This is a genomic window from Nitrospirota bacterium (assembly GCA_016194305.1).
Taxonomy (GTDB): Bacteria; Nitrospirota; Nitrospiria; order JACQBW01; family JACQBW01; genus JACQBW01.
In genome coordinates this window covers 80,243-96,954 of the sequence record JACQBW010000007.1, presented here as the reverse complement: position 1 = coordinate 96,954, position 16,712 = coordinate 80,243, and the positions used below count along the sequence as shown (strand labels likewise).

Here is a 16,712-nt window from a genome sequence, read left to right as displayed (position 1 = left end):
AAACGTCATGAATGCCTGTTTATTTTGTAAAATTGTCAAAAAGGAAATACCGGCGAAGGTGGTTTTTGAAAGTGACGACATACTTGCCTTTTATGATGTGAATCCACAGGCTCCGGTCCATATCCTTCTGATTCCGAAACGCCATCGCGAAAATCTGCTTGCACTTCAGAAAAACGAAGACCATCTCTTTCTTGACGAAATGGTGACCGCCGTAAAACAGATCGTCCGCGACAGAAATATCGATGTGAAAGGGTTCCGTCTGGTTGCCAATACAGGGCCTGACGGCGGGCAGACCGTATCCCATCTTCATTTTCATCTACTTGGAGGGAGGTCCATGACCTGGCCTCCCGGATAGGTTGACACAGCCATTTAAACACTGTTATACTCAAAGTTTACTTTTGTCTGTAAAATCAATGGGAAAGGAAGGTGACGTTGAATGTCCGTTGTGAAGGTGAAGGAAAATGAATCATTTGAAAATGCCCTGAGAAGATTTAAGAAACAATGTGAAAAATCGGGGATTCTGTCAGAGGTCCGAAAAAGAGAACATTACGAGAAACCGAGTATCAAACGAAAAAAGAAAGCTTTGGCCGCGCGGAAAAAAACGGTTAAAAAAACCTTTGTTGTGAGCCAGTAGGATATCCTGATGTCAGATTTGAAAACGAGATTGACTGAAGAAATGAAATTGGCGATGAAAAATGGAGATGCCTTGAAACTATCAGTCATCCGCATGCTCCGTTCGTCGATCAAGAACAAGGAGATTGAAAGAGGAAAAGGTTCGAGTTTAAACGACCAAGAGGTCATGGAAGTGATTGTTTCCGGTCTAAAGCAGCGACATGATTCAATCGAACAGTTTGCGAAAGGAAACCGCGAAGATCTCGTGGCCCAGGAGAAGAAGGAAGTAGAAATACTTAAAGCGTTTCTGCCTCTTCCCTTGAGCGAAGGGGAAGTGAAGAATTTGATCCATCAGGCCATTCTAGAAACCGGCGCCGTTGGAATGAAAGATATGGGGAAGGTGATGAAAGCGCTGATGCCGCGGATTTTGGGGAGAACCGATAATGCGCTGGTCAGCAAAATTGTTAAGGAATCCCTGTCGGCATGACGATCAGTTTCTAAGTGAGGACTTTTGAACCCAAACACCATTCCTCCAGAAATCATTGAACGTATCCGGGAATCAAGCGACATCGTGAATCTGATTTCGGGGTATCTGAGTCTGAAGAAAAGCGGAAAGGATTTTAAGGGCCTTTGCCCCTTTCATTCAGAAAAAACACCTTCGTTTACGGTCAGTCCTTTGAGGCAGGTTTTTCATTGTTTTGGTTGCCAGGCTGGCGGGGATATCTTCAAATTCTTAATGTTGAAGGAAGGTTTGGAATTTCGTGAAGCGGCGCGGGAACTTGCAAAGATGGCCGGAATTCCGGTTTCTGAGGCTGAGGAAAAAAACACAGGCGAAGACGCCACCTTAATTCAGATCAATGAATCGGCGAAAATTTATTTCCACCAATTTCTCCTTCATGACGCGGCCGCGGAACCGGCCCGGGAATATCTCAAAAAAAGAGGAATTTCCCATCAGTCCATCGAAAAGTTTTTCATGGGATATTCTTCTTCAGGATGGGATCCGTGTCTGAAATTTCTGGAGAAAAAAGGGTTTTCTTTGACTCAAATTGAAAAAGCCGGTCTCATTGTCCGGAGGACCTCTGGAGAGGGTTATCATGACCGGTTCAGAGGGCGACTGATGTTTCCAATTCTCAATGCCCGTGGAAATTGTGTTGCGTTTGGAGGCCGGGTGCTCGACCAATCCCAGCCTAAATATTTAAATTCTCCTGAATCTCCGATTTATCAAAAGGGACGAATTTTATATGCGCTCGATAAGCTGAAAGAGGAGGCAAAAAAACCGGATTCAATTGTCATAGTCGAGGGATATTTTGACGCGATACGTCCCTATCAGGAAGGGATCCGAAACGTTGTAGCCACTTGCGGAACCGCGCTGACAACGGCCCATCTGCAATCGATCCGGAGAATTGTTCCCTCTGTCTATCTGATTTTTGATCCGGATGAAGCGGGACTTCGGGCGGCTTTCAGGACAATTGATTTGTTTCTGGAATCGGGTTTGAAAGCCTTTGTCGTTGTCCTTCGAGAGGGACTTGATCCTGATCAGTTTGTCGGACTCAAGGGTAAAGAGGAATTTGAGCGATCTATTGAAAAAGCCGTTCCACTGTTTGATTTTGTTTTGCAACAAATTATTCAAAAAAATTCCCCGTTAGAAATTGAGGGGAAATTGAGCGTGATGAGAGAAATATTGCCCCTTATTGACCGAATTCAAAACCGGGTGGAAAAGTCCTTTTACTTAACGCGAGTAGCTAACGATCTTTTTATTTCAGAGAAAGATCTCTTGGAGGAATATCAAAAAATTCAAAGAAGACTCAAATCGCCGACGGGTTCAAACGAAAAGCAAAACGTGGCGCTGAAATCTTCACCGGCTGCCGTTCCCCAGGAAGAAGAATATGTTGTCCGATTTCTTCTTGCTGAAAAGGCTAGCCCGGAAGTCATATTTCAATATGTCGAATCTACTGATTTTAGTGATCAGAGGGCGGCCCGGTTTGCAAAAGTATTAAAGGAATATTCAGGCGGGGAAGAGCGACTCGGCTACCAGAAAATAGTCGATCTCTTTATGGAAGATTCCGCTCTCTATGTCTGGTTGACCTCACTGTTGGTGAAAGAGCCGGAATATGATTTTCCAATTCAGGCATTGGAAGAGTCTTTGGGAAAGTTGAGGCTGAAGAGAAAACGTCGGCTTCAATTCGAAATCGAGAAGAGGATTCCGCAGGCGGAACAACAGAAAGATCATGAAAAGGTTTCAGAATTTTTAAAAGAGATAATCAAGATCAAGTCTGAGTTTAATGAGCGAGTGAAACTTTAGGAGAACGCATGTCTAAAGAAGAAAAGTTAGAAGAAGTTAAACACCTTATTTCGCTGGGCAAAGAAAAAGGTTTTTTAACTTATGAAGAGTTAAATAATGCCCTGCCCGCCGACATCCTGTCGTCAGAACAGCTTGACAATATCATGGTCATGTTTGGCGAAATGGATATCGAAGTGATCGATTCCGCGGATGAAGGGAGATTCCAGAGAGCCAGTTCAGAATCGGATGATGAAGTGGAAGAACTTGATGAATTTGAGGAAGAATTTGTCGAGGTCGAAGAAGAAAAGGAAAAGGAGATTGATCTCACTCCGGGTGTTCTAAGCAGAACCGATGATCCGGTGAGATTGTACCTGAGAGAGATTGGAAGCGTTCCCCTTCTGACCCGCGAAAAAGAGATTGAAATCGCCAAGAGAATCGAAGAAGGAAAAAAGGAAGTGGCTTCGATCGTTTTCGGAATGCCCTTTGTATTGAAACAGATTCTCTCACTATCAGAGAAACTCAAAATGAATGAAATCAGTATTCTGGAAGTGATTTCAATCGCGACAGAGGAAGATGCCGATGAGAGTGAAGAAGTTTCCGATCAGGATTATGAGGACTTAAAGGCCAAGACGATATCCCAAATAGGTCAATTGAAGCCTTATTACCGGTCTCTTCTGGAGTTCTATGTGAAATTAAGGAGATTGGGAGATGCGTCGCCCCAGAAGAAGAAGGTAAAGGCGCAGATCAAGGAACTCCGGTTCAGGATTGTAGACAAAGTCGCAACCATTAATTTTCATGTCAAGCTTCTGGAAAGCATTGTCGGTCAAATGAGAGGTCTCGCCAGGTCAATCCATCAGTATGAACGGGAAATATCTTCCTGCAAGAGGCGAACGGGGACCTCCCATCATAAAGAAAACATTTCCGAACTTTTCAGAAAGATGAACAAGGACAAGAGAAATTTAAAAGCAGTTGAGAGAAAGACCGGACTCTCTCAGGCCTCTCTGGAAGAGATTGAAAAGAACTATAAAAATGCCTATAAGAACATCAAAAAGGTAGAAGAACAGTCTTCCGTTTCTTCCGAAGAACTGAAAGAGAGTGTTCACACGCTTGACCTTGGAGAACATCGCGTCAAGCTGGCTAAAAGTGAACTGGTCGAAGCCAACCTGAGATTGGTTGTCAGCATTGCCAAGAAATATACCAATCGAGGGCTTCAGTTCCTGGATCTGATACAGGAAGGAAATATCGGTCTGATGAAAGCCGTAGATAAATTTGAGTACCAGAGAGGATACAAATTCAGCACCTATGCGACCTGGTGGATCCGGCAGGCGATTACCCGTGCCATTGCAGATCAGGCTCGAACGATCCGTATTCCGGTACATATGATTGAGACGATTAATAAACTTATTCGTACTTCACGTCACCTTGTTCAGGAACTGGGCCGGGAACCTGCCGCGGAAGAAATTGCTGAAAAGATGGAACTTCCTCTTGATAAAGTGAGAAAAATTCTAAAAATTGCCAAAGAGCCGATCTCGCTAGAAACGCCGATAGGGGAAGAGGAGGATAGCCACCTGGGGGATTTCATCGAAGATAAAAAAGTGGTATCTCCGATTGAAGCGGCCATTCGGTATGATCTTCAGAGACAAATCAACAATGTTTTGCAGACCCTGACGCCCCGTGAAGAGAAAGTCTTGAGAAAGCGTTTTGGAATCGGAGAGAGTACGGATCATACCTTGGAAGAGGTAGGTCAGGATTTCGAAGTGACGCGGGAAAGAATTCGTCAAATCGAAGCCAAAGCCTTGAGAAAACTTCGTCATCCCAGCAGAAGCAAGAGGTTGAAAAGTTTCGTTGAAAACTTGTAACGAATAACATGATCAACAGGCTTTGCCTGGGATCATGTGGGGTATGGGGGCATCGGAGGATTTCACGAAGTGAAGTGTGACGGGTCCCCATATAGAACAGTGTAAAATATGATCCATGTTGAATGAACGGGCCCATAGCTCAGCTGGTTAGAGCTACCGGCTCATAACCGGTTGGTCCCTGGTTCGAGTCCAGGTGGGCCCATTTATTTTGAAAGAGTCGAGAATCGGATTACTTTTATAATTGAATAAGGAGCTATCGGTGAATGAAGAAATGGGCCTACTGATTCAACTCCAGAGAGTGGATACTCTCTTGTCTAAATTTCGGGAGCGTGAGCAAACTCATCAAAATAGGATCGAAGTAGAAAGAAACACTTTGGAAGAAATGAAGGCAAAACTTTCAGAAGCACAAAAACAGTTAGACCAGATATCGAAGGAGCGGAGGGACAAAGAAAAGGATATAGAAACTCAGGAACTTCAGATTCAGAAGACACAGGGAAGGCTGAAAGAGATCAAGAATAATAAGGAGTACCAGGCCCACTTGCATGAAATAGACGCTTTGAAAAGAGGGAGGGGAGCACTCGAAGAAGCGGTCCTTGTTTTGATGGATAAAATGGAATTTTTGACCAATGAGGTCACGACAGAGAAGAATGATTTTTCGGAAAAGGAGAACAAATTCTCTGATACCGTCCGGTCAATAGAAACGGAAATTGCGAAACTTCGCGAAGAGAAAATCAAGCTGGAAGATGAACGAGTCGGCCTGTCGAATCAGGTAAACAAAAAGCTCCTTGCCCAATATGAGCATCTCCTGGCGACTCGCAAGGGGAACGCCCTGGCAGGCGTGAACGGGAACACCTGCCTCGGGTGTTACATGAACCTTCCGCCCCAGCTCGTTGCGGAGGTCAAGAGAAATGAGAAGTTTCTGGTTTGTTCCCAATGCTACAGAATTCTATATTGGCAGGAAATTTATGCGCCCAAGACGGCTTGAGTTGTTTTGAAATGAATTTTTGCCACCCGGTTCAATCCTTCCATTCCCTTTCGATGAAACAACGCAGTGGCGGTCTGCACCACTTTTTCGGAAGCACCTCTTGGGAGAAGAACTCCCTCTTTTTTAGATAGATTTTCCATTTTCTGCAGGAACTCCCCTCTGGCCAATACGGAGGCTGCCGCAACCGCAATATCTTCCTCGGCTCCGGGACGTTGTTCAAGAACGATCTTTTTCCCTCGTGCCATTAATGCCTTTTCAACCAAGGATTTGTCTCCAAACTGGTCCGTCAGAGCGGACTGGCACTCAATCTGAATAAGGATATTTTCGATTACCCTTGCGTGTCCCCAAGCCAGAAGGAAATTCAAGTTCTTCATTTTTTTGTATAAATCATTGTATTTTTCAGGACTGATCGCCACAATTTCGGAAGCCAGAGCCTCTTTCTGTATGAGAGGAAAGAGATCCAGAATTTTCTTATCTGTCATTTTTTTACTATCCTTGACGCCTAAGGCAGTCAATATCTCGCCGATTTTCGCGTTCAGGCAGACCCCGGCAATGACAAGCGGCCCAAAATAGTCTCCTTTTCCCGATTCGTCGGTACCGATCCAGGTTTTAGGTTTATTCATCATGTGGGAATTAAAGATGGAGAGCGATAAGTGGGAAATAGTTAAGACAGCCCATAAGCCGAATTCTGTTCCCGAATGGTAACGGGCGATGATCATTTCTCTGGGAAAACAGTTGCCTGTTTCCTCGTGCGACCTTACCCGGAAGCGTCAGGCGGGCCGCCTGCTTCCCTATTTGGTCTTGCTCCAGGCGGGGTTTACAAAGCCGGCCGGTCTCCCGGCCGCTGGTGAGCTCTTAACTCGCCTTTTCACCCTTACCTCACTTGACTTCATGAGGCGGTCTTTTTTCTGTTGCACTTTCCTTCCTGTTGCCAGGACTGGACGTTATCCAGCGCCTTGCCCTGTGGAGTTCGGACTTTCCTCCCTTTCTTATGTGAGGGGGGGCCTGTCAGCAATGCTTCCAATGCCCCCACGCCTCGCGATCAAATCAAGCCAAGCTCAATTTGATCTTTGACCTAAGAAAGAGCGATCACCTGGGCTATCTTAACCGTCCGTATCTTATCACGATTAAGAGACAAATCCAATCCGGGTGAGCGGCCAAAATCTGAACGTGGCTTTGGCTTTGATGTTTCCAAGCGGAACGAACCCCCAGACGTGGCTGTCATAGCTATTATTTCGGTTGTCTCCAAGCACGAAAAGTGTATCGTGCGGGACCTGCAGGGGCATCAGTTGATATCTGGGATGTTCTTTGACATATTTTTCATGTATGGGCTGGTGGTTGACGAAGACCATGCCATCCCGGACTTCAACCCAATCGCCTTCCACGCCGATGACTCTTTTGACAAACGGGATCGATCCATTGGGCGTTGCCTGACTGGGAGGAGTAAAAATGACGATTTCCCCTTCGTGGGGAGTCCGGAAATGATAAACCAATTTGTTACTGAAGAACCTGTCTCCCACGGCGATGGTGGGTTCCATGGAACCGGTCGGAACGACGAAGGCTTCGACGACGGTCACCTTGATGATCATGGACAGGACAAAAGCAATAACAAGACTTTGGGAATATTCCCATGCTTTCTTTAGGAGATGGTTTTTCATATTCTGAAGACCGGAAGACAGCGTGTCAAGAAGTGGAGAGATCTTTTAGTTTATACCCCATCGGTTTTATCGTAATCAAGTCTGTCTCAAGAGAAGGAATTTTTGAACGGAGTCTTCGGATATGAACGTCAACGGTCCGTGTGGTTTCCTGGGAGACTTTTCCCCAGATTTCCTTTAAAAGGACTTGACGGGATTGTACCTTTCCCTGGTTTTTGATAAAAAACTCAAGGAGAGAGAACTCTTTGGGTGTGAGCCAGACCTCTTTCCCCTCATGCATCACTTCATGACGCTCTGAATCCAAAACCAGATTGTTTCCGTATGTGGTCTGCGCATGGGCCTGCCTGATCTTTGCAGGGAATCTCTTAAGCAACGCGTAAATCCTCGCCATCAATTCTTTCGGATCAAATGGTTTTGACAGGTAATCATCCGCCCCTTGTTCAAATCCGGACAATTTGTCAGCAAGGGTATTTTTGCCGGTCAGCATAATAATCGGAATATCGGTTGTTTTTTTTGATTTCCGGATCGACTTGGCAATTTCAGACCCTTCTATATCGGGAAGGCCGAGATCGAGCAAGATGAGATCAGGAGGAGTTTGAGAGATCTTCTTGAGTGCTTCCGCACCGGTTCTGGCAAGGGCCGGAATAAATCCTTCCTTGACCAACACGGCAATGATAATATCCGATACCAATGAATCGTCTTCAATAATCAATATTTGTCTCGACATCTAAAGGCCTTTCTTATTTGTTTGGGTTGCGATAATCTGGTATTCCTTTAATCTATCTAAAGTTGGTGAATTGAAGATCGGCGCCGAAATCCTTTTTTTTCAGGAGGGCGATGGCAGATTGCAGTTCGTCTCTGCTTTTTCCAACCACTCGAACCTGGTCTCCCTGGATCTGGGCCTGAACTTTCAATTTCGCGTTTTTGATTTCTTTGGTAATCTCTTTTGCGGTTTCAGAAGCAATGCCCTGTTTGATTTTTATTTTCTGCCGGACGGTTTTCCCGAGCGCTTCTTCTATTTTTTCGTATTCGAGCGATTTGAGAGAGATGTTGCGTTTAATCAATTTGGACTGCAGAATGTCAATGACGCTTTTCAGTCGGTAGGAATCATCCGAAGTGAGAATGACTTCATCTTTTTCAAGAACGATGGAACTGATGCTGTCTTTAAAATCAAATCGCTGTTTAATTTCTTTCGTGGCCTGATCCATCGCATTCTTTAATTCCTGCATATCTACTTTTGAGACAATGTCAAATGAATTTTGTTCAGGCATTTAGTCTGCTCCAATCAAAATGCTCAGCACCCTCGATGCCCTCCAGGCTCGTTTACGCTGTTTTTACAAATCCTTTAATTGCAAATCTAGCATAAGCGCTCCAAAAAATGCTAGCAAATTTATGCCGAATTATCCGGCGGCTTTATCTCCAGAAAGAGTTTCTGATTCTATTTCGTAGAACCGGTCGAGTTGAGAATTTCCGTTCCTTCGGGAGGCGTAAACAGGAAAAAACTCTCTTTGATCCCGCGGTTGATCCGGACGTTTGAAAAGATGAACAATGATGTATTTTGGTTTTCTTGAAATAGTTTCATTTGCTTGATAAGAAATGTGACGGGGTCAATCTCCAGTTCGACTTTTTCCAGGGGAGAGTCCTTCTGGAGGGGTATTAAAAGAAGCAGAATCCGGGTGTTTGAATGTCGCGGGTCCCAGTGAATTTGAAATTCGTCTTTCAGGATGGCTTCTCCTGAAAGCAGGCGCATCGGGAGTCTGGATTCCTGTTCTTTTGAAAAGATTCCCTTTACCGCCTGATGTTCGTCGGGAAGGAAGGTCATGATCTCCCTGCCGTTAATCAGAATCATCTCTTTTCTGGGATGATTATAAGCCAGTTTCATTTTATCTTTCTTTTTCAGGTAGAGATTCCCGCTGGATTTAATCGAAGTCTTGAATTCCTGCAGGGTTGTTTCCTGCTCGAAAGATGCCGTTATATCGGTGACCACGTTGTAGGTATCCTGAATATGAGAAAGAAGCGCTTCCAGAGCAGAATCATTGGCGAGCCCGGTCTTTAAGAAGAGAAACGTCATCAATACCGATAAACTCAGAACCTGAAAAATTTTTGCCATCTATTCCTCAGGGGATCTCTTGATCAGGACTTGTCTCTGTTTTGCTCCGTTAGCGGGCCCGACCACCCCATCTTCTTGCATCATTTCGATCATTCTTGCGGCCCGGGGATAGCCGACCCTCAACCGCCTTTGAATCAGGGACGCCGAGGCCTGACCGGTAGAGATGACCAGTTCCCTGGCCTGTTCATACATATCGTCCCGCTCATCGGTCATCTCGCCCGGATGACGATCTGGAACTGTCGGAAGCTTATATTCATCATAATTCGGCTTTTCCTGGGCCTTAATAAAAGAGACAATCCTCTTGATTTCGTCTTCGCTGACATAGGGACCGTGGATCCGGGTGATCTTTCCGGTTCCCGGGACCAGGTAAAGCATATCTCCTTTTCCGAGGAGTTGTTCGGCTCCATTTGCGTCGAGTATCGTTCTGGAATCGGTTTTAGATGAGACCTGAAACGAAATCCTGGCTGGAAAATTAGCTTTAATGACTCCGGTGAGGACATCGACAGAAGGGCGCTGGGTCGCCAGAAGGAGATGAATTCCGGAGGCCCTTCCCATTTGGGCCAACCTTCCTATAGATTCCTCGACCTCCTTTTGGGACGTCATCATTAAATCAGCCAGTTCGTCGATGATAATGACAAGATAGGGCATCGTTTTCGGAGGAAGCTCTTCACCTTCCTCAACGGACGGATTCTTTTTTTGATGCGGCTTGAATTTGTGATATCCCTCGATATTTCGAACGCCGCTTTCTGCAAGTGTTTTGTATCTTCTCTGCATTTCCAATACGATTTCCTGGAGTCCCTTTGCAGCCTCTCGAGGCTGGGTAATGACCGGCTTGATGAGGTGAGGAATATCATTGTAGGTGGTGAGCTCAAGCATTTTGGGATCAATCATCATCATTTTGAGTTCGCTGGGACGCTTTGAAAAGAGGAGGCTCAGAACCATCGAATTCAGGGCGACGCTCTTTCCCGACCCGGTGGCGCCGGCCACCAGAAGATGGGGCATTTCCGTAAAATCGGCTGTGACCGGCTGTCCGGAGATATCCTTTCCCAGAAAAAGCGGGAGTTTCAAAGTGGAAGACGCTTGAGGGGTGATGAGTTGTTTGAGAGAGACCACTTCCCGGGCTCGATTGGGAATTTCAATGCCCACGGCGGCCTTTCCCGGAATGGGTGCGACAATTCTGACTCTCATGGCCTTCATGGCCAAGGCCAGGTCGTCGGACAAATTGGTAATCTGATTGACCTTAATGCCGGGCGCAGGCTCAAATTCATATAGCGTAATGACAGGACCCGGATGGACTTCCGACACATTGCCTTCGATTCCAAAATCCAAAAGTTTTTTCTTTAAAAGCTGGGCATTAAATTCGAGCTCCTCCTTGGACATCTTTTCTTCTGCCGGCGGCGGAGGATCTAAAAGAGTTAATGGGGGCAACTGGTAGTCCCCTTTGACAGGTAAAATCGGAACGCGTTCTTTTTCCGGCGCTTCCTTCTCAGGTTCAGCCATTGGGGGAGGGACTGTGACGATTTTGGGTTTTGGTTTGGGAATCAGAGTCTTGCCTGCTTTTCGGGCATTTTCCTTAATCTTGCGGGTTTTGAGAATCGAGATGACCACAAGTTGCCGTAATCGAACCAGAAATCTGTAAAGATTTCCTATAAAGTTTTCACCAAACCGCCAGGGCGAAAAATGGGTCAGAAACATCATGGACAGAAGGAGAAGTGAAAACGTGGCCAGATAACTGCCGACATCTCCGAAATAGCGGCTAAACAGATGCGTCTCCATTTTGCCAAGCATGCCGCCGGTTTCATCCAGAAGTATCCATTCTCCTGAAACAGAGGGCCATTTCGGAAGGAGAATATTCAAAGCCGCAGGGAGTGAAAAGAAAAGACCCGTCGTTCCAAGGGAGTTCCATTTATTGAAGAAAGCACCGGCCTCATCAGAAGGATCCCTCAATTTCTTGATCCCCATGATGAAAAGATAAACGGGAAGTAAATACGAAGTCACCCCAAACAGGGATAACAAAATGTCTGAAAGATAGGAACCCGTCAGGCCGATTAGATTTGATACCATGGATTTCCCAGATGTTGTAAAAGACGGATCGTGAGGATCGTAAGAAATCAGGCTGATCAGCAAAAAAAGGGAGAGGGTCAGAAACAAGACCCCCTTTATTTCATTTTTTCTCTTTGTTTTCATGAAGGGGCACTCATAGCTCCAGGATAATTGGAATAATCATCGGTCTTCGTTCAATCTGTTTGTAAATAAATTTCCCCAACGTTTTTTTGACCATCCCCTCGACCACGATCCATTCGGATTTAACTTCCTGATTCATTTCTCCGAGTAGCTTCAAAACCAGGAGTTTCAATTCGGAAAATAGACTGTAAGCCTCTTCTTCGGAAACAAATCCTTTTGATATAAATTCCGGCCCGGATACAATTTCTCCTGTCACCTTATCGAGTCCGATGATGAGCACAATGATTCCGTCCTGTCCGATATGTTTTCTGTCTCTGAGTACGAAATCGGCGACGTCTCCCACACCTTTTCCATCGATAAAAATTCTTCCGGCATGAACTTTCCCCCTTTTTTCCATCCGGTCTTCCGAAAGCGCAATGACATCGCCATCTTCAATGATCTCGATATTCTCTTTTTTGATATCGAGCCCCTCCGCGATTCGCGCATGATGAAGGAGCTGGCGGTACTCTCCGTGTATCGGAATAAAAAATTTCGGCCTCACGAGGTTGATCATCATTTTTAATTCTTCCTGGCTGGCATGTCCTGAAACATGAATGTCCGATACCCGCTCATAAATGACTTCGGCACCTCGCCTGAAAAGATGGTTGATAATCCTGCTGATAGCCTTTTCATTGCCAGGAATGACCCGTGAAGAGAGAAGAACGGTGTCTCCCGCCTTGATCTTGACCTGTTTGTGATCATCTATGGCCATTCTAAAAAGAGCAGAGAGCGGTTCTCCCTGACTCCCTGTCGTGAGAATCACGACCTGATCATCCGGGTAGCTATTGACGTTTTCGAGTTTGACCAGGATATCGGGAGGCAGGTCAAGGTATCCAAGTTCAGCAGCGATCTGGGTATTTTTTGTCATGCTTTTACCGGAAAGAAAGATTTTTCTGCCCGACAGTTTTGCAGCGTGTATGGCTTGTTGAATCCGGTGAATATTGGATGAAAAAGTGGCGACGATGAGCCGGGATTTTTTCAGGGAAAAGATTTCGTCAAAGGCTCTGCCGACCACTTTCTCGGACAACGTATAGCCTGGCCGTTCCGCGTTGGTACTGTCAGAGAGGAGCACCAGTGTTCCGGCGTCCCCGTATTCCCCCAGTTTTTGAATATCGGTTCTTTCTCCGTCTACCGGAGTTTGATCAATTTTGAAGTCTCCCGTATGTACGATTCTGCCGACCGGTGTGCTGATTCCAAGCGCAGCGCCATCTACGATGCTATGTGTCACGCGGATAAATTCCACCTTAAATACGCCAAGCGATATGGATTCCCGCGGTCTGACGGAAAACATTTCTGATTGGCGAATATCCCATTCTTTGAGTTTGGCTTGAATCAGTCCGATCGTTAAGGGGGTCGCATAAACCGGTGCATTTAATTCGGAGAGAAGATAAGGGAGAGCGCCAATATGATCTTCATGTCCATGGGTAATGACGATTCCCCTGATTTTTGAGGCATTTTCTTTAAGGTAGGTGAAATCAGGAATGACGACATCGATTCCAAGCATCTCCTGGTCCGGAAACATGAGGCCCGCATCGACGATGATAATATCCTCATCGTATTCGTAGACCATCATATTCATTCCCACTTCCCCGAGTCCTCCGAGGGGAATGATGGAAAGAGCTTTTTTATGCAATACCGGCTGCTCCATTTAGAACTGGAGTGTAACATGAGAAGCGGTATAATTCAATGTATCCGGTTGCAGACGCTGTATTTATTGCCCGCTTTGAGTATAATAATAAAGATAACTTTTAATCGTTTTTAAAAAGGAGAGGAAAAGTGGGCGATTTGATAAAAGGAGATCTGGTCAGGCATGTCCGATACGGAATCGGGCGGGTGGAAGAAGCCTCCGGTTATGGAGAAAACCAGCGATGTATGGTTTATTTTCCGAAAAGCGATAAAGAGACTTCCGTAGCGCGGGAACAGATTCAAACGCTTTCGGAAACTGAAAGTGCCGCCTATGAGATGGTCAAGCTTGCGATCGATGAAATCAGGCGCGAAGAACTCCCTCAGGTGGAACTGATGGATCGATGGACGGGTGGAGAGGTCATTCTCAAACCCTCTCAGAGCGGCCTGGAATCCAAGAAGATTCCTCTGGATACTTTTTTCCATAAAATCGTGATGATCCGTGACCGCCTTCGGGTGATGGAACAGCAGATTAACGGCCATAAAGTTTTGTCGGACTCCGAAAAGGTCCAGCTCCAGCAATATATTACCCGTATATATGGATCATTGACGACATTCAATATCCTGTTCAAGAATAAAGCTGACCATTTCATCGGCCAAAAAGGAGAAGATTGAATCTTGACGCGACGACCTCCCAAAGAGAGGGCCGCCAAAGGAGAGAATCCTTTCGTTCAAAAATAACCCGATGGGGATTCAATTGTTTTCCAGCCTATTTCTTTTCGGGGGCCCGAATCACCTATATCGCGCATGACTTCAAAGAGGTTCAGATTAAGATTCCTCTTACCTGGCGAACTCGAAATTATGTGGGGACCCTTTTCGGTGGTAGCCTGTACGCATCGGTGGACCCCATCTATATGATTATGCTGATTAAGATCCTCGGAAAAGAATACATCGTCTGGGACAAATCGGCGATGATTCATTTCAAAAAACCGGGCAGATCCGTCCTTTTCGCCCGATTTCTGCTTCAAGAAGACGAATTACAGGAAATTCGCCGTTTGTCCAGCCAAAATCATTCCATTGACCGCGTCTATTCTGTCGAATTGGTCGACAAAGAAGGTGTGGTCCATGCGTCGGTTGAAAAAGTCGTCTATGTTCGGCGCATTTCCCGTTCCTCCCCGGAATAAGGTTCCCTCTCTCCTTTTTGACAAAATCCAGCCGGTTGATACAATTTAAAGTGTATTTGTCTGTACATTTGCATTTCAGGTTCCAGGATCGATTTGATTTCGACTTACCGGCCAAAAATGAGAAAACCCCAGGTCTCGTCTTAGACATTTACTCACATTATTTGTAGAGGAGCAATTTCTCCTTGAAAAAATTAATCAAATTTCTAACAGTCGCATTTCTCTTTTCAAGTATGGAATCAGAGTCCCGGGCCGGGGAAGAGATTTTCCAATTCTATCAGGAGGAGGCGGAAGTGATTACCGCTTCCAAAAAACCTGAAAAAATTGGAGAGGCCCCGGGTGTGATCACGGTGGTCACCCGAAAAGAGATTGAACAATACGGTGCCGTAAATCTCATCGACATTTTAAATCGGGTGCCGAGCCTGCAAGAGATGAGCTCTCATCTCTGGGTACAGGGCAAGTCTGTGATTCGGGGGGACCTTCTGACGCATTCGGACTCCCATGTCCTCATCTTAATCAATGGGCGACCGTTTCGGGAGATGCAGGAAGGAACTGCTGACAATACCTTTTACAAAGGCTTTCCTGTTGAAATGATCGACAGGATCGAGATCATTCGAGGCCCGGGATCCGTCCTGTACGGGTCCAATGCAGTAGCAGGAATTATTAATGTGATTACGCAAAATCGGGATGATTCTTCGAACCTTCCATTGACGTTGAAATATACCGGAGGTTGGGGATCATTTGGTTCTAAACTTCAGTCGCTGACCGCTGGATCGAAACTTCAGACCCTGTCCGCAGACGCTCGGGGCAAGGACTGGAATTTGATTTTTGCCTACAATGTTTTTCAGGATGACGGGTGGGACTTCAATGCGGGAACCGCTCGACCCGCTTCTCCGAATCTATATGACGAAACGGAATACGGTGAGAGAAATTCAAGCCTTTCAGGTTTTTTCGACTACAACCAAAGACTGTCGATCCAGATTTTCTATTCTCATGTCGAAAATCGCTCTCTGGGAACACTGCCCTACTGGGCCAATGAAGCCGATATGGATTCAAAGCGGCTGTTTTACGATATTGGTTACCGGCACCCTTTGTCAAAAACCTGGGAACTTAAATTCAATGTCACCCAAAATAACTACGATAAAGGAATTACCTATATTCAAACGGGATTGCAGGAGCCCGATAAGTCCCTGGGCACACTTGAAGAGCTTTCTCTGGGGGGAGAAATCTGGGAAAAATGGAATATTATTTTGGGTCTGATTTATGATGAGAGGAAGAGTGTCGAAGTCATTTCGGCCATTCCAAACGTTCAACGCGCCGCCATCCCCGGAGGATTTTATAACCGGACGGAATCAGGTTATTTGCAGTCCGATTTCCGTATTTTCGAAAACCTGAAAGTTATCGGAGGGGTGCAATATAACAGTATCGAAACCGGGGATCATGATTGGGTTAAAAGAGCCGGAGCGATTTATGATTTGAGCGAAACCGTCGGCATTAAATTCCTCTATGCAGAAGCTTTCAGAGGTCCAACGGCCCAGGAGCGGTATTCTAATCTGACCAATGTCTTGCTTGGCAATCCGTTGTTAACACCGGAAAAGGTGACGACCATAGACGCTCAGGTTTTAATCCATGGTGCCCGGGCGCAATCTGCCTTCACCTTTTTCACCAGCAAAATGGAAGACCTGATTATCCGGATCCCCTATTCAGGAAGCACCCAAACCTTTACCAATTCGGGGGAAAAAAATATCTGGGGACTTGAATTTGAAGGAAAATGGCGGATCAATGAACCTTTTTCCCTGAACGGATCGGCAACCTATCAAAATGAAAGAGATCAGACGCTCTTTATCCCCAACTATATGGCCAAAATCGGGATCGCCTATGACCTCGACCCTCTGACGGCAGGTCTCTTTCTTTCCCACTTCGGGAAGCCGCATGAAAACAGCGGAGTCCCTCTCAACGAGGGTGCCGAAGCCATCAATCTCCTAACACTCAATGGGACTTATCATTTCCGATATTATATTCCGATGGCGTTAAACCTATTCTGGAATAACATCTTGAACGATGATATGAGCTATCCCGAATTTTCAAAGGGCTGGGTCAATACTCTGCCGATTGGACCAGGGAGTGGTATCGTTGCCAGACTGTCTGTTTCCTATTAATAATTTGATCCATTTTCCCAGTCA

Annotated in this window: 16 protein-coding genes, 1 tRNA gene and 1 other RNA gene; 10 read left to right on the top strand and 8 right to left on the bottom strand. The window is 45.7% G+C overall.

Going from position 1 to position 16,712, the window contains the following annotated elements:
- Positions 1–7: 7 nt before the first annotated feature.
- The 7 genes from HY200_02870 (at position 8) to HY200_02840 (ending at position 5,737) form a co-directional block, all read left to right on the top strand.
- Complete coding sequence (locus HY200_02870; protein MBI3593878.1) at positions 8–355, top strand: histidine triad nucleotide-binding protein; 348 nt, start codon at positions 8–10, stop codon at positions 353–355.
- 81 nt (positions 356–436) lie between these two features.
- Positions 437–634 carry a 30S ribosomal protein S21 gene (locus HY200_02865; GenBank protein ID MBI3593877.1) on the top strand — a complete coding sequence of 66 codons (198 nt, stop codon included), beginning with the start codon at positions 437–439 and terminating at the stop codon, positions 632–634.
- A gap of 9 nt (positions 635–643) precedes the next feature.
- Entirely contained in the window at positions 644–1,099 is a 456-nt protein-coding gene (locus tag HY200_02860; protein MBI3593876.1) for a GatB/YqeY domain-containing protein, read from the top strand.
- A 24-nt stretch (positions 1,100–1,123) separates the two neighbouring features.
- The gene (locus HY200_02855; protein MBI3593875.1) at positions 1,124–2,914 is read left to right on the top strand and encodes a DNA primase; all 1,791 of its coding nucleotides are present in this window, start codon (positions 1,124–1,126) and stop codon (positions 2,912–2,914) included.
- An 8-nt stretch (positions 2,915–2,922) separates the two neighbouring features.
- Positions 2,923–4,752: an RNA polymerase sigma factor RpoD gene (rpoD, locus tag HY200_02850; GenBank protein ID MBI3593874.1), complete on the top strand. Its 1,830-nt coding sequence runs from the start codon at positions 2,923–2,925 to the stop codon at positions 4,750–4,752.
- Positions 4,753–4,880: 128 nt separating this feature from the next.
- Positions 4,881–4,954: transfer RNA gene (locus HY200_02845), tRNA-Ile, on the top strand.
- Positions 4,955–5,011: 57 nt separating this feature from the next.
- The gene (locus HY200_02840) at positions 5,012–5,737 is read left to right on the top strand and encodes a hypothetical protein (GenBank protein ID MBI3593873.1); all 726 of its coding nucleotides are present in this window, start codon (positions 5,012–5,014) and stop codon (positions 5,735–5,737) included.
- Here the strand turns inward: HY200_02840 and rnhC are convergent.
- From rnhC to HY200_02800, 8 genes are all read right to left on the bottom strand, one after another.
- On the bottom strand, positions 5,716–6,363 hold the full coding sequence (gene rnhC / locus HY200_02835; GenBank protein ID MBI3593872.1) for a ribonuclease HIII: 648 nt from the start codon (positions 6,361–6,363) through the stop codon (positions 5,716–5,718). The genes HY200_02840 and rnhC overlap by 22 nt on opposite strands.
- A gap of 36 nt (positions 6,364–6,399) precedes the next feature.
- Positions 6,400–6,842: RNase P RNA component class A (gene rnpB, locus HY200_02830), an RNA gene on the bottom strand.
- Positions 6,843–6,864: 22 nt separating this feature from the next.
- Complete coding sequence (gene lepB, locus HY200_02825; protein MBI3593871.1) at positions 6,865–7,395, bottom strand: signal peptidase I; 531 nt, start codon at positions 7,393–7,395, stop codon at positions 6,865–6,867.
- A gap of 25 nt (positions 7,396–7,420) precedes the next feature.
- Positions 7,421–8,119, bottom strand: a complete 699-nt coding sequence (locus HY200_02820) for a response regulator transcription factor (GenBank protein ID MBI3593870.1) — start codon at positions 8,117–8,119, stop codon at positions 7,421–7,423.
- Positions 8,120–8,171: 52 nt separating this feature from the next.
- Positions 8,172–8,663: a YajQ family cyclic di-GMP-binding protein gene (locus HY200_02815; GenBank protein ID MBI3593869.1), complete on the bottom strand. Its 492-nt coding sequence runs from the start codon at positions 8,661–8,663 to the stop codon at positions 8,172–8,174.
- A 167-nt stretch (positions 8,664–8,830) separates the two neighbouring features.
- Positions 8,831–9,502, bottom strand: a complete 672-nt coding sequence (locus HY200_02810) for an outer membrane lipoprotein carrier protein LolA (GenBank protein MBI3593868.1) — start codon at positions 9,500–9,502, stop codon at positions 8,831–8,833.
- Complete coding sequence (locus HY200_02805; GenBank protein ID MBI3593867.1) at positions 9,503–11,689, bottom strand: DNA translocase FtsK; 2,187 nt, start codon at positions 11,687–11,689, stop codon at positions 9,503–9,505. It abuts the gene before it with no gap.
- Positions 11,690–11,699: 10 nt separating this feature from the next.
- Positions 11,700–13,373 (bottom strand): ribonuclease J, encoded by a 1,674-nt coding sequence (locus tag HY200_02800; protein MBI3593866.1) that lies wholly within the window; start codon positions 13,371–13,373, stop codon positions 11,700–11,702.
- A 128-nt stretch (positions 13,374–13,501) separates the two neighbouring features.
- Here HY200_02800 and HY200_02795 point away from each other — a divergent pair, with 128 nt between their 5' ends.
- From HY200_02795 to HY200_02785, 3 genes are all read left to right on the top strand, one after another.
- On the top strand, positions 13,502–14,023 hold the full coding sequence (locus HY200_02795) for a hypothetical protein (protein MBI3593865.1): 522 nt from the start codon (positions 13,502–13,504) through the stop codon (positions 14,021–14,023).
- Complete coding sequence (locus tag HY200_02790; protein ID MBI3593864.1) at positions 14,020–14,532, top strand: DUF4442 domain-containing protein; 513 nt, start codon at positions 14,020–14,022, stop codon at positions 14,530–14,532. Before HY200_02795 ends, HY200_02790 begins: the two co-directional genes overlap by 4 nt.
- Positions 14,533–14,714: 182 nt before the next feature.
- The gene (locus HY200_02785) at positions 14,715–16,688 is read left to right on the top strand and encodes a TonB-dependent receptor (GenBank protein MBI3593863.1); all 1,974 of its coding nucleotides are present in this window, start codon (positions 14,715–14,717) and stop codon (positions 16,686–16,688) included.
- The last annotated feature ends 24 nt before the right edge of the window (positions 16,689–16,712 follow it).